The organism is Vallitaleaceae bacterium 9-2 (genome assembly GCA_038396585.1).
GTDB lineage: Bacteria > Bacillota > Clostridia > Lachnospirales > Vallitaleaceae > UBA1351.
In genome coordinates this window covers 990,099-1,003,222 of record CP121691.1, presented here as the reverse complement: position 1 = coordinate 1,003,222, position 13,124 = coordinate 990,099, and the positions used below count along the sequence as shown (strand labels likewise).

14 protein-coding genes and 2 riboswitches are annotated in these 13,124 nt (G+C 38.0%); all 14 genes read right to left on the bottom strand.

What is annotated here, in order from left to right; translation table 11 throughout:
- Nucleotides 1-3: 3 nt before the first annotated feature.
- The 14 genes from QBE53_04660 to QBE53_04595 all read right to left on the bottom strand — a co-directional run bounded on the left by QBE53_04660 (nucleotide 4) and on the right by QBE53_04595 (nucleotide 13,118).
- Entirely contained in the window at nucleotides 4-492 is a 489-nt protein-coding gene (locus QBE53_04660) for an FMN-binding protein (GenBank protein WZL82400.1), read from the bottom strand.
- 51 nt (nucleotides 493-543) lie between these two features.
- A riboswitch (molybdenum cofactor riboswitch) is annotated at nucleotides 544-658 on the bottom strand.
- A 4-nt stretch (nucleotides 659-662) separates the two neighbouring features.
- The gene (locus QBE53_04655) at nucleotides 663-1,349 is read right to left on the bottom strand and encodes a HesA/MoeB/ThiF family protein (protein WZL82399.1); all 687 of its coding nucleotides are present in this window, start codon (nucleotides 1,347-1,349) and stop codon (nucleotides 663-665) included.
- On the bottom strand, nucleotides 1,346-1,570 hold the full coding sequence (locus tag QBE53_04650; GenBank protein ID WZL82398.1) for a MoaD/ThiS family protein: 225 nt from the start codon (nucleotides 1,568-1,570) through the stop codon (nucleotides 1,346-1,348). Before QBE53_04650 ends, QBE53_04655 begins: the two co-directional genes overlap by 4 nt.
- A complete protein-coding gene (locus QBE53_04645; GenBank protein WZL82397.1) occupies nucleotides 1,570-1,932 on the bottom strand; it encodes a MoaD/ThiS family protein in 363 nt (120 codons plus the stop codon). The genes QBE53_04650 and QBE53_04645 overlap by 1 nt, the downstream gene beginning before the upstream one ends.
- Nucleotides 1,910-3,694 (bottom strand): aldehyde ferredoxin oxidoreductase C-terminal domain-containing protein, encoded by a 1,785-nt coding sequence (locus QBE53_04640; protein WZL83264.1) that lies wholly within the window; start codon nucleotides 3,692-3,694, stop codon nucleotides 1,910-1,912. The genes QBE53_04645 and QBE53_04640 overlap by 23 nt, the downstream gene beginning before the upstream one ends.
- 8 nt (nucleotides 3,695-3,702) lie before the next feature.
- Nucleotides 3,703-3,819: riboswitch (molybdenum cofactor riboswitch) on the bottom strand.
- Nucleotides 3,820-4,006: 187 nt separating this feature from the next.
- Entirely contained in the window at nucleotides 4,007-4,438 is a 432-nt protein-coding gene (locus QBE53_04635) for a MarR family transcriptional regulator (protein ID WZL82396.1), read from the bottom strand.
- Nucleotides 4,439-4,524: 86 nt separating this feature from the next.
- Nucleotides 4,525-5,448 (bottom strand): lipoate--protein ligase, encoded by a 924-nt coding sequence (locus tag QBE53_04630; GenBank protein WZL82395.1) that lies wholly within the window; start codon nucleotides 5,446-5,448, stop codon nucleotides 4,525-4,527.
- The gene (gene lpdA, locus QBE53_04625; protein ID WZL82394.1) at nucleotides 5,445-7,139 is read right to left on the bottom strand and encodes a dihydrolipoyl dehydrogenase; all 1,695 of its coding nucleotides are present in this window, start codon (nucleotides 7,137-7,139) and stop codon (nucleotides 5,445-5,447) included. The genes QBE53_04630 and lpdA overlap by 4 nt, the downstream gene beginning before the upstream one ends.
- A 57-nt stretch (nucleotides 7,140-7,196) precedes the next feature.
- Nucleotides 7,197-7,634 carry an OsmC family protein gene (locus QBE53_04620; GenBank protein WZL82393.1) on the bottom strand — a complete coding sequence of 146 codons (438 nt, stop codon included), beginning with the start codon at nucleotides 7,632-7,634 and terminating at the stop codon, nucleotides 7,197-7,199.
- Nucleotides 7,635-7,714: 80 nt separating this feature from the next.
- Complete coding sequence (locus tag QBE53_04615; GenBank protein ID WZL82392.1) at nucleotides 7,715-8,518, bottom strand: response regulator; 804 nt, start codon at nucleotides 8,516-8,518, stop codon at nucleotides 7,715-7,717.
- 9 nt (nucleotides 8,519-8,527) lie between these two features.
- The gene (locus tag QBE53_04610; GenBank protein WZL82391.1) at nucleotides 8,528-10,207 is read right to left on the bottom strand and encodes a histidine kinase; all 1,680 of its coding nucleotides are present in this window, start codon (nucleotides 10,205-10,207) and stop codon (nucleotides 8,528-8,530) included.
- A gap of 21 nt (nucleotides 10,208-10,228) precedes the next feature.
- Nucleotides 10,229-11,266, bottom strand: coding sequence for an extracellular solute-binding protein (locus QBE53_04605; GenBank protein WZL82390.1), 1,038 nt, complete (start codon nucleotides 11,264-11,266; stop codon nucleotides 10,229-10,231).
- A gap of 79 nt (nucleotides 11,267-11,345) precedes the next feature.
- Nucleotides 11,346-12,035: an MgtC/SapB family protein gene (locus tag QBE53_04600; GenBank protein WZL82389.1), complete on the bottom strand. Its 690-nt coding sequence runs from the start codon at nucleotides 12,033-12,035 to the stop codon at nucleotides 11,346-11,348.
- Nucleotides 12,036-12,050: 15 nt separating this feature from the next.
- A complete protein-coding gene (locus tag QBE53_04595; protein WZL82388.1) occupies nucleotides 12,051-13,118 on the bottom strand; it encodes an ABC transporter ATP-binding protein in 1,068 nt (355 codons plus the stop codon).
- Nucleotides 13,119-13,124 lie beyond the last annotated feature (6 nt).

Below are 13,124 nucleotides of genomic sequence, written 5' to 3'. Positions count from 1 at the left end.
AGACTACCCTCCTATAATATCCAATGTATTATTAACTGCATCAAGTACCGCTTGACTTGAAATTGTCGCACCTGTAACTGCAACAACTTCATCTTCCTGCTCTTTAAAATACTTTGTCAACTTAAGTTCTTCATAACCAGATATTTGAAACCGTTCCAAAAACCAAGATTCAACAATATAATGTCCATAACCTTCCGATTCATTTTCATGAATAATCTTCACTTCATGGATTGCTTGGTCTTCCAGTCTCACATCTATGAAAATCATGCCTTCAAATCCCATAACCTTAGTTACAACACTATATGTCTGCTTGCCTAAGTCATATACTCTTAAAATATTTTCATCTTCTTTTTCTTCTACACGCTCAAAGTTTTCATCAAGGTCTAATATATATGTATTCACCGTATTGTTGCCAAAGTCTTCTTGTTGTTGGCACCCTGTTGTCCAAAGACCCAAAAGTATACAGATTATTATGAATATCCCTCGTTTCAACACACTCCTCCTTCCTATAATATAAAGAAAAAGAGTACTTCAGACATAGAAGTACCCTTAACAAGTCTTCCTTTCCAAACACGGGAGGCTAGCGGATTTCTCCCCTAACCCAGGTCATCGATCCATAGTTTCCCTTAGGGTCGCTGACTCGGAATTATACTATTTAATTACTATAAGTTTATAATATGAAATTCATTATCTAAAAGATCAATATACAATAATTTTTTTCTTAAAACCGTCCCCCTCTGAAGCAAAACCTTTAATCCTTCTGATACTTGAATAGATGCTATCGTCGCCGGACTAAAGGAAGGGTTGCCAAGTTTTGTTTCTATTCCGGGGGGCTGTACTCCATCAAACGGACTTTTGTAGACTAAATCTAATAGTCTATCGCCTGGAAAGATAACTGCAACTTGACCATACCATCCGGCAATAGCTCCATGGACCAGAGGAATCTCTAATGCTTCACAAGTTTTTTGTAATACATATCTACTTGCTATAGAATCCAGTGCATCCATAACAAGATCATGCCCTTCTAGCATTGTCTCTGCATTTTGCTCATCCAGATAGTCTGCGATACAGTCAATCTCAACTTCTTTGTTAATCTCTTGAACCCGTTCTTTTGCAGCATGTACTTTTGCCTGCCCCATATTATCTTCTCGTGAGAGTATTTGACGGTTAAGATTACTTGGACTAAAGCAATCCCCATCAATAACCCTAAGATATCCAACGCCCACTCGCGTCATCATCTCAAGTATATATCCTCCCAGACCTCCACATCCGACAATGCATACACGGGCATGCTTTAGTCGTACCATCTCTTGCTCTGTGAAGATACCATTACGAGCATAGCGCATCATCCACCTCCTACTGGTGGGAATAACGCAACGGTATCTGCCTGCTTTAACGGCGTCTGTTCGTTCACTCGCTTGCCGTTAATCATGACAATCGATACTTCCTGAGGAGGGATGCGCATCATATGCATCACCGATAACGGCGTTGCATCGTCACTAACCTCCATCTCACATATGTTCTCACCATAGTTTCTTAAGGTTGCAAATAGCTTGACTGTAATCTTCATTATTTGGAATCCTTTCGCTGAATCTTAAAATTTGCTGCATTGTCTTGATTCTTACCATAAAATCCCAGTGCAATTCTATAGGGTCCAGGACACCCCGGAGGTAAAAAAGCCATACGGTCTCCGGGATTTAAGGTATAGTTCACCTCCTGGACAAACCCATTAACAAAAATCACTTCGATGTCTTCTCGTTTAATTCCCAGTTCTTTTGCCAATTCTATTCCTGTTATCGGTCCGTCAATCTCATAAAACACAGGCATTGTTCCATATTTCTTTTTAAGAAAAGCATCTAATTGCAAAAACCCACGAATTTCCAATTGTTTTTTTTCATCGGTCATTGGGTCAAAAGTTCCAGACTTCGTCAATCTCTTCCGGTGTAAAGTTCCACACTTCATTATGTGGTGGCAAAGGCTCATACTCCATAAATTCAGGAAGTCGATCATGATGATTAGTAAACCCGGCACGTGTATTAAAATCTTTTTCTACTTTAAGTACAGCTTTTCCTAATGTATCCAAATCATCGGCAGTCAATTCCAATCCATATTGGGCATTAATCATATCAATCAATGCTTGATATCCACCCGGATTGTCTGCGATTCCAAAGTATACAAATAGACACATTCCCGAACTGTCAATTGCCGCTGTTCCAATCTGCATGGCTCTTGCATATTCAACTTGACCTTCTTTTTTTAGCGGATCAATGTCTGCACCAACTTTTAGGATATTCCCTGAAATACAATAACCTGCCGTATGATCGGCTCCCATTGTTGTTGTGGCATATGTTAATCCAATCCCTTTGACTGAACGTGGGTCATATGCGGGTATTCCTTGATCTTTAACCACAGGAACTCTAAATAATCCACATACCTTACCTACCACAGACGTTCCACTGGCAATAATTCGTGCAAGCGGTGTTGGCTTTGCCATCTCTTGAACAATTTTAAGAACTGCCTCTCCATCCCCCCAAGGAATCAAGCCTCCGTCCATTGCAGTTGCTACCGCTACAGCTGTCTCAATACTGTCGACTCCGACATCATCCATTGCCCGGTCGATATAGGCAATAATATCTAAATCTTTAATTCCGCCATCAGCACCTAATCCCCAAATGGTCTCGTATTCAAAACCACTGGTGATGTATTTTCCTTGCTTATCCGGATACCATTGGGAGCATCGAATAATACATCCCTTATGACATCCATGGGAGACTTTTCCTTCTCCACCTCGTTCTGTAATCGTTGCGTTCATTGTCTCGCCGGATATATTGTCATTATGATCAATACGACCTGCTGTAAAGTTGTTCGCCGGAAGACCTCCTGCCTCATTTAAAATATTAACAAGTACATCGGTTCCATATGCGGCTAGCCCTTGTCCCGCAACCGGATGGTCTAGCAATGCTTTTGCAAAGACTTTGGATGCTGCTTTGAATTTTTCCGGATCAGCGATAGGTACTGAAGAAGCTCCTGTAGAATCAATGACGATTCCCTTCACCTTTTTCGAGCCAAGAACTGCACCTAAACCACCACGTCCGGCACTACGAATATTTCCATCAGGATCTTTAAATGATATGTTAGCTGATGGCAGACGATACTCTCCTGCCGGTCCCGTTAATGCCATACCCACATGGTTGCCATACTTTTCATTGAGCACTTTAATCGCTTCATAATTGCCACATCCACCAAGTATTTGGCTAGGGGCTTCCTCAATAGTAACTCCATCCATGGTGACCTTAATAATATAGAACTTATCTTCTTTAGGCATTCCTTCAATGACTAAAGCCTTAATTCCCATCTTAGCCAGCATTTGTGATGAAGATCCTCCTGTGTTGGATTCTTTGATGGTTCCTGTCAACGGACTTTTTGCTCCTACTGAGAGCCTTCCTGAGTTTGGCGCTGTGGTTCCACTTAATAATCCCGGAGCAATAATCACCTTGTTATTTTTTCCTAGTGGATGGCATGTTGGCTTTACCTCATCATTAACAAAGTTGGATGTTAACGCTCTTCCTCCCAGTCCCGCGTACTTCTCGGGCACTGTTCCAACGGTTACTTCTAGTGTCTCCATGTTAACCCGAATAAATTTGTTCACAAAAAATACCTCCTTTAATTTAAAAGACAGCCGAATAAACGACATTGAAAAAACAACACCGTCAATCAAACCCTTTCCAAATAGCGGGAGGCAATTCGATTTCTCTAATACCCATCGGTTAACGCTCATAGCACAGCCTTAGATACGCTAACTCGGATTTGTTCACTTGATATAATTATAACATTTTTATACTCCAAGTTCAATTATTTTAGTGCAATATGTTCATTTTTTTCATGTTTTTGAATGTAAATATATGAATAATTAATATCATTTAGTACATAAAAATCCCATACGCAGATAACTGCGTATGGGATTTTGCATCTTTGTTCGCTTGTCCTTCTTATGCCGTTGTAAAAGCTATACATCATTAGTCGCATTTTCAACCATTTTATCCAAAGATCTTTTAAGAATCTCAAGATCATCTAAACTGATTCCGCGAATGATATTATCCTTGAACTTTTCAACGATAGGTGTCAGTTTGACACATAGTTTTGTTCCGCTTTCAGTAAGATAAATAAAATTAACCCTCTTATCTTCCTTACTCGTCTCTCTTCGAACCATTCCTTCATATTCTAGCTTTTGCAATAAACGAACAACTGTGGGTTCTTTTGTTGCCATCTTATCTGCAAGTTGTTTTTGTGTTAAGGTAGTGCTATCGTAGATATAGTACATAGCAATCCATTGAGGTCTTGTAATATTATGGGGTTTTAAATCTTTTTCTAAAGCTTCTGCAAATACTTTTCCACTACGACTGATAATAAGAGCAAAGCAATCATCTAAATTAAACATATTCTCACCAACCAAACTAATCTTTGTTAATCTAGTTACTTATTTTATCATACTTTTCATTTATTAACAATCCACCACCGACTTAACTACTGCATCATGAAGTTTTCTACATGTTCAAATACAAGATCTTCATCATAAAAAGTTCCTATTAACCCGTTTATGCAATCTGCAAAGTCATATGGCTCTAGACTGTCTGTCTGAATGGTCATATGATTAATCTTCCCGTCCAAAACATCTACAGAAATAGCTACATTGCCCTGAGCTAATTTACGCTCGACTCCAAGACTAAATTCAGGCGATTCACCAAAAATCCATCCATCGCTTTGTATTTTTTCATACAATGGTGGTGTAAAATTGTCTTTGTTGATGTGCTCTAGGTTGTATTCTCCGTGAAAAATCTCTTGAAAAGCCTGAATCATAGCATTTTTAACGGTATCAATTGTAATGTCTTCACGGATTTGTCTTAAGTTAACGACACGGCTTCGAACAGAATCAATTCCCTTGGACTTCATCTTCAACTTTGAAGGATTAAGCGCCTGAGTTAACGTCTCCATATCCACATCTACCATAATCGTGCCATGATAGAGATAATTCCCCTCATCGGAGTAATATGCATGCCCTGAAAATTTCTTTCCATCCGTAAGCAAGTCATTTCTTCCACTAAATTCACAGTGAACATTTATAGAATGCATCGCTTTCTTAATAACACGAAGGTACTTATCTACATCTGCATTTTTTTCTCGTGTAATAAAAGTAAAGTTTAGGTTACCAAGGTCATGATAAACCGCACCACCACCTGAAAATCTTCGCACAGGCAAGATATTATTTTTCTTCAAAAATTCCATGTTGCACTCTGCATGAACATTTTGATTACGTCCGCAGACTATACATGAGCTATTTTGCCACAAATATAATTGCGTTGTTTCTGTTGATTTTAAAAACAGTGCATGCTCACTCGACACATTAAAGTATGGGTCATTTTCATCGGATATATAGATACGTCCAATCACTGATGCAACACTCCTATTCCAAGGCCATATGCAGCTTCATGAATCACTTCTGCTGTTGTTGGATGGGCAAAAATTGTCTCACGAATATTTTCATCGGTCAATCCATTGGCAATAGCAACTGTCACCGCAGAGATAAGGGATGAAGCTTCTGCTCCAATAATTGTTCCTCCGATAATTTTATTTGTCTCTTTATCTTTAATTAGTTTGATAAAACCTTTAGTTTGTTCCATTGTCAAGGCTTTCCCATTTCCCATAAAGTCAAATCGCCCTACTTTATAGTCTATGCTTTGCGCTTTGCATACATCTTCTGTCAATCCGACGCTTGCAATCTCTGGCTCAGTAAAGATAACATTGGGAACAGCTGTATAATCCATTGACTTATCTTCACCAAGTATATTATCAATAGCTACTATTCCTTGATGTGAAGCTACATGGGCTAATTGCATGATATTGTTCACGTCACCAATTGCATAGATGTGTTCTACATTGGTACGCATATGTCCATCTACCTGAATACCTCTACCATTTCCATTGAACTTAACCCCTGCTTTTTCAACGTCAAGCCCTTCAATGTTTGGCTCGCGTCCAATAGCTACAATAACTTTTTCACTAACGACAAGCTTGCTACCTTGATTACATTCATACGTTACCACGGCTTTTCCATCTGTCGAGTTCTGGATATTCGTAACTTTTGCTCCTGTACATACATCAATGCCTGCTTCAATCGCAATGTTTTTAATTTCTTCTGAAACTTCTTCATCGACCATTGTCAATAATCGATCCATAAATTCGATAACATGTACCTCTACACCAAAATTACGATAAATAAATGCAAACTCCATCCCAATAACTCCACCACCAATAATTGTTATGGATTTTGGTAATTCATCATATTCTAAAGCCGTCGTACTGTTCATCACAAAAGGAAGATCGATTCCAGGAATATTTACTTTTGAGCATTTTGAACCGGTGGCAATGATAATATCCTTTGCATCAATTGTATAGTCTTTTTCTCCTGAGACTGCTACTAAAGTCTCGGATATGAACCGAGCATGTCCTTTAATCACTTGAATACTATTTTTTTCCATTAAATATTCAACACCTGAGACCAATTTATCGACAACATCATTTTTACGGGCTATCACTTTTTTCATATTAACGATCGGTGACGTTTCCCCTTCAATGCCAAATAGTTCAGCATGTTTTACATTGTGACAGATTTCCGAAGATTTTACTAAGGCTTTTGTAGGGATACATCCTCGATTTAAGCAGGTTCCACCTAAACTATCCTTTTCAACAAGGATAACCTTTAAGCCACGCTTTGCTCCATTAATAGCTGCCACATAGCCTCCTGGGCCACCACCAATAATCAATACATCTGCTTTTACTTCTTCTGCAGCGTTTCCTGTCTTAGCTGTCTCTTCATCTAAAACTGGGGATACTTCTGTATCTTGTGCAGCTACATCTGCTTGCATGATAAACATGGTCTCTTCTGACGCGACCTCTTGTCCTTCTTCATGAAAAATCTCTACGATACTTCCAGCCTCAGCAGCTTTAACTTGCTTATTGCCTTTAGCGGTTTCTACTTGAGCTAATACCGCTCCGGGTTCAACCGTTTCACCAATTTTAACGCTTATCTTACCAACAGTACCTTTTTTTCCACCTGGAATTTTTGTCATTTTTATTTCCATAACGCCATATCTCCTTCAAACTGAAGGGGATTGCATCTGCAATCCCCTTAAATCTCTTTAGTCTCTTACTACCCCTGTAGATACCATCTTGACACCATTAGTTAAGCAATCACCAACTGGGCATCTTTTTTCAATGAATTTTGCAAATTCTTCTGCACGTTCTTGTGTTTCATTTGTTTTAAAGTGCATTTTGTAACGAATTTCTTGATATCCAGGTCGGATGCTTTCATCTCCCATAAATCCAGCTGGATCAAGATCTCCCTCTATCTCAACATAAAACTCTTCAAACTCAAAGCCTTCGCCTTCTGCAAATGCTGCTGCAACAATTGCTTGGCATCCACCAAGTGCACAGATAACTGCTTCTACTGGATTCATTCCTGTGTCTGTTCCGCCTAATTCTTCTGGCTCATCTAAGATCATTTTGAATCCTCTTGAATTTGCTTCACACTGTAATCCTGTTTTTGTTTTTTTCACTACTGCCTTAAAAGTTTCCATGGTTTTATCTCCTTTTCATATGTTTGTTATAATAATAACATAGCTATATGAAAAAATCAATAGTTAGCTAAGCAAGTTTTTTATTGATTCAATGTATGTAGAATAACCTTTTGATTTAAAAATTCACTTGGCGAAAATCCCGTATAACTTTTAAAGACTTTGGAAAAGTATTTGTACTCTGCAAAGCCCACCTCATCGGCTATTTCGTATATCTTTAAGCTAGATTCATTGATTAGCTTTAAAGCCATTTGAATTCGATATTTATTCAAAAAATCATTAAACGTATGTCCTGTATCTTCTTTAAATATCGCCTTTGCTTTTGATGTGCTAATCTCGATACCTTCTGCAAGTTGATCAAGTGATATTTTTTTATAATAGTTTTCTTTGATATATGCAATAATTTCATTTGTTTCTTTATGAATATGTTTATTGGCAGAAACATAAATCTCCATATCCATTAATTGAAATTCTTCAATTTTTCTCATTCTTTCCTGGATATGCTCTATAATCTTTTTTTTGTTAATCTGTTCAACCAAAAGCTGAACTGTTTCTTCAAGCTTACTATGGTCGATTGGTTTTAATAGATACTCGCTCACATTATATTCGATTGCTTTTTTTGCATATTCAAACTCCGCATATCCACTAACAATGACCACTTCAAACTTTCTATCTGTAAAATACTTGATCATTTCCAGGCCATCCATAATCGGCATACGGATATCTGTGATAACAATGTCCGGTTGACATTCTTTAATCCGCTCAATCCCTTGTTGACCATTGGTCGCTTCCCCAACAATGACACAATCATATTTTAGCCAATCAAAGGCATAGGCTAATCCCTTGCGAATAAGATCTTCATCTTCAACTATCAGCACTTTTATCATATTAACCCCCTACATTTCTATCGGAATACGAACAACGACTATAGTACCTTCTCCAAACACGCTCTTAATGTCCACTCCATAATTTCCACCATACAATAATTGCAAACGTTGGTGGACATTATTCACGCCAATGCTACTCGAATGATTATTTACCTGCTGTATATTGGCTTTGATCTGTTGCATGGACTCTTCACTGATACCATCCCCATTATCTTTTACATACATCACCATGGCTTTATCGATTTCTTCAATCATAATGTCAATGTGTAGGTTTTCTTTGTTTTTGTACCCATGTACAATACAGTTTTCTACAATCGGTTGTAAAATTAACTTCGGTACAATTGCCTGAGCCAATTCATCATCATATTTAATAGTATATGTCAGTCGTTTATTATAGCGATATTTTTGAATCTGCAAATAGCTTCGCAGATAATCTAGGTCATCTTTTAGCTGTATGTTGTCCTGTTCATAATCAATGCTGTATCTAAGGATTTTGGCAAAATGAATAATCATTTCCATCGATTTTCCCGCATCAAATTGGATTAAATATTTTAATGTTTCTAATGTATTAAAAATAAAGTGTGGATTAAACTGTGCTTCTAACTGCTTGATAACCGCCGTCTTATTGCGCTCTCCCAGTTCTTCGTTCACCTTGACTTGGCGCCCTATGCGTTCAAGCATGCGATTAAGTTGATTAGCAATAATCTCAAACTCGTCGTTAGTTTTAAGCTCAATCCGTGCATCTAAGTTCCCTTCCTTGACAATATCAATAAACTGGATAATCTCTTGAATAGATTTTGTTTTTCTTTGGGCTAAAATATCCGAGATTTTGACAACAATTATTACCACAATAATCATAGCCAACATCATAAAAAGTGACGTTGTCACCAGCAATTCATTGATAAAATTCAGTTGTGAAAAGGTAAATACCCGAATATTATACTCTAAGTATTGAGCTTCATAAAAATAATAATCCGTATTTTTAAATGTAATCTTATCTTCATATTTTTTCACAATCGTAAGTTTACCGATATCATCTAGAATTGAAGCATTGTTCGTTAGTATGCTGTTATAATATTGGTCTGTAATGGTAAAGATATCTACAGATAAGTTTTCGATGTTATTCAAAAGATCTTGCTCGATTAATTCAAACAAAAGATACCCTTGCAGCGTATCATCTATGTATATCGCTTTTCCAAGAGAATATACCGTACGCTTTGATAAATCAATTTGTACTTTGTTATTATCAAAGACGATATCCCTTGTCTCTGACATCTCTTTAAAAATGCCCGACAAAAAAATATCGATAGAATTATAGGGTGAATTATTGTTGTTATTGGAGATGATTGTTTCTCCGGCTGGGTTTACAATATAAAAGACGCTTTGAATCTCGCGGCTGTTATTAAAGTCATATAAGCTTTCATAAATCGGTTCCGTACGTCCGTCTTCAAATAATTGAACAACACTTGAATGGGCATCCACATTTTCCAAAAATTGAACATACGCTTCCATCTCATAAGTTAACACCTCGCTAATGGCATCATTGGATTCAACGGTTTGTCTACGCACAATAATATTAGTATAAACACCAACAAAAATAATCATCAGCACTATACTCACGAGAATAAAAACAATGGTATATGTAATTAGCAAATGGCGAAGCTCATCGCGATATATATGCTTTTTCAAATGGGCACCATCCTTGCCGACTTATTGTTCTTTGGAACTTAGCGTCTCTTCATATAAGCTTAGGAATCGATTCACCAGCGTTTCTTTTTGGCTTGCAGACCAATCCAGGTCATCATTAATCACAATCATAGCGTCAAAATCTAACAATGTTGCCGACGCCTCCACATCCTGTCGCACAGGTCTTCGACTCAACTCTGTGGCGATAAGCTCTTGAATCTCATAACTTGTGACAAAATCGATAAATTGTCTCGCTTCGTCCACTTTATCACTATGCTTAATTATGGCAACACTATCCGGTCTGACTATTGTCCCTTCAATAGGATAAATCAGTTCCACCGGAGCTCCATTGTCCTTAAACTTAGCTGCCGGTTCTTCAAAAGTTAATCCAATCTTATACTTGCCCTCTGTGACCCCATTATAGACATCTTGCGAACGGCTTTGAAGTTGACCATCCAGTTGATCAATTAAAGCCTTTACATAGTCCCATCCAGCATCCGGTTCCATATCCCCCATTGCCCATAGCTGATTAAGCAACTGCTCATATGAAGATGCTGATAGCTCCGGATTAGCAAAAGCTATCTCCCCTTTATACTCCGGCTTAAGCAAATCTTGATATCCTTGTATTTCACCTGGACCAACCAAGTGAGAATTAACCATAATAACACTTGGCATAAGTGAAAACCGCGTCATATATCCATCCGTATTTTTAAACCGCAAAAAAGCTTCATTTTGTGATTGGTAGGGTTCAAACAGGACCTCTTTTTTATTCATCAACGTAGCTATTGATCCACCCCATAGCACATCTCCAATATAATTTTCTTCTTCTTGTTCATGTTGTATTTTTGAGATTAATTCTCCCGTACCATTTCGAACAATCTCCACAAGAATACCCGTTTCTTTTTCAAATTCTGCAATAATCGGGTCAATAAATTCAATAGGATGCGGGGAATAGATGACGAGTCCTCGTTCTTTTGGTTCGTCATCAACACATGCAACAGCCACAAAGCTAATAATTATGAAAAGCCATAGCCCTCCAAAGAAATTTTTACGTTTATTCATAACTTCATCTCCTTATTACACTATATAGCCATTTATGTGCAATTGCAACTTTTCCTTCATCATCTAATCGAAAAGACGCTTATCCCCGTTTTATGTAAACCACTTCTTCATAGCTGACCAACTCTTCAAAAAACCGCTCCCTCTTTTGACTCATCCCAAAGTACAAGATCAACTTACACTGAAACAAGCCTTTTTCAGGCTCGGTATCCGTCTTAATATCACGTATCTGCACTTTCTTTTTGTGGATAAATTGAAGAAGCTCTTCTAAAAACTCTTGGTCCTTATATGAAACCGTAAGTTTGACTTGGTACATCCTATCCTTTGCCATACTCTCAAATCGACGAAGAGTAATCATCACAAAAAAGATACTAACGGTTGCAATAATTGCAATCGCATAATACCCCATACCAATGGTTAAACCAATGCAAGCTACAACCCATATGGTTGTAGCTGTTGTTAACCCTTTTACTGAACGTTTATCAACAATAATTGTTCCGGCACCTAAGAATCCGACACCTGTAACCACTTGTGCAACAACTCGACCAAGGTCAGCCTTCATCGATTGTGCAAGTACAGGATTAGCTTCAATAAGTAGAATTGTCTGATGAACCATCTCCATTTGCATAAGAGAAACAACCGTTGCACCGACGCATACCAGTGTGTGTGTGATAAATCCAGCCGGTCGATTTCGCATTTCTCGCTCGTATCCAATACTTCCTCCGACAACAATCGCTAATAGAATACGAAGCGTTATTTGACCAACGCCCATCACTTACACCTCCTGTTACTCAATAATATGTAGTGCAGAGTCGTCAAAACCAATCCACATGGTATCCTCTACATCATAGATTTTTTTGCCGATGGGATTTTCATCTGAAATCTGTAGGTTTTGTCCAAACCAGTCGCTTTCATATTCATGGTATTCTCCCATAAAGATACTTTTGGTTACTTTTGTCTGATAATCTTTTTTTCCAACGATAATGCTCTCAGGTCGAATAACCAGCTGAACCCGTTGGTCTTTTTGTAGTTTCAGCTCCGACCTCACCATATACATGACATTCATAATATTGACTTGATACACTCCATCTTCACCTTCACCTTCAACGACGCCTTTAACGATATTGGCTTTACCGATAAAGTTAGCCACAAAAGAATTGGCGGGTTGTTGATAGATTTCACGTGGACTACCAATCTGTTCAATATTACCATCTTTCATAATAACGACTTTGTCGGATAATCCCATAGCTTCGGATTGGTCATGGGTTACATATAAGGATGTAATCCCTACTTCTTTTTGTAGTTTACGTATTTCATCACGCATATGCACCCGAAGTTTTGCATCCAGATTCGAAAGAGGTTCATCAAATAACAGCACTCCCGGTTCCATTACCAAGGCTCTGGCAAGTGACACACGTTGTTGTTGCCCTCCAGACATTTGGGATGGTACTCGATGTGCAAAATCATTCATCTTCATCAAATCAAGAATACGCTGTACCCGTTGATCAATTTCAGCTTTTGGCAGTTTTTTCAACTTTAAGCCATAGGCAATATTATTGTATACATTCATATGGGGAAACAGTGCGTAGTTTTGGAAAACCAGCGATGTGTCCCTTTTATCCGGTGTCAATGACGCTACATTTTCCTTGCCTATATATATCTCGCCTTCTGTCAATGTTTCAAAACCGGCAACCATACGCAAAAGCGTGGTCTTACCACAACCAGAGGGTCCAAGTAACGTAACAAATTCTCCCGGTTCTATTTCTAGATTAACCTTATTGACTGCAACAACTTTTGACGTACTGTCAATGACAAATATCTTGGATAAGTTTTTTATTGAAATACCTTTTTTCATCTTTGC

Excerpts from the sequence above, each read along its gene's own strand:
- QBE53_04635 (WZL82396.1), bottom strand. The coding sequence starts at position 4,438 with ATGTTTAATTTAGATGATTGCTTTGCTCTTATTATCAGTCGTAGTGGA.
- QBE53_04640 (WZL83264.1), bottom strand. The coding sequence starts at position 3,694 with ATGTCGTTTATTCGGCTGTCTTTTAAATTAAAGGAGGTATTTTTTGTG.
- lpdA (WZL82394.1), bottom strand. The coding sequence starts at position 7,139 with ATGGAAATAAAAATGACAAAAATTCCAGGTGGAAAAAAAGGTACTGTT.
- QBE53_04650 (WZL82398.1), bottom strand. The coding sequence starts at position 1,570 with ATGAAGATTACAGTCAAGCTATTTGCAACCTTAAGAAACTATGGTGAG.
- QBE53_04605 (WZL82390.1), bottom strand. The coding sequence starts at position 11,266 with ATGAATAAACGTAAAAATTTCTTTGGAGGGCTATGGCTTTTCATAATT.
- QBE53_04655 (WZL82399.1), bottom strand. The coding sequence starts at position 1,349 with ATGATGCGCTATGCTCGTAATGGTATCTTCACAGAGCAAGAGATGGTA.
- QBE53_04600 (WZL82389.1), bottom strand. The coding sequence starts at position 12,035 with ATGGGCGTTGGTCAAATAACGCTTCGTATTCTATTAGCGATTGTTGTC.
- QBE53_04620 (WZL82393.1), bottom strand. The coding sequence starts at position 7,634 with ATGGAAACTTTTAAGGCAGTAGTGAAAAAAACAAAAACAGGATTACAG.
- QBE53_04595 (WZL82388.1), bottom strand. The coding sequence starts at position 13,118 with ATGAAAAAAGGTATTTCAATAAAAAACTTATCCAAGATATTTGTCATT.
- QBE53_04615 (WZL82392.1), bottom strand. The coding sequence starts at position 8,518 with ATGATAAAAGTGCTGATAGTTGAAGATGAAGATCTTATTCGCAAGGGA.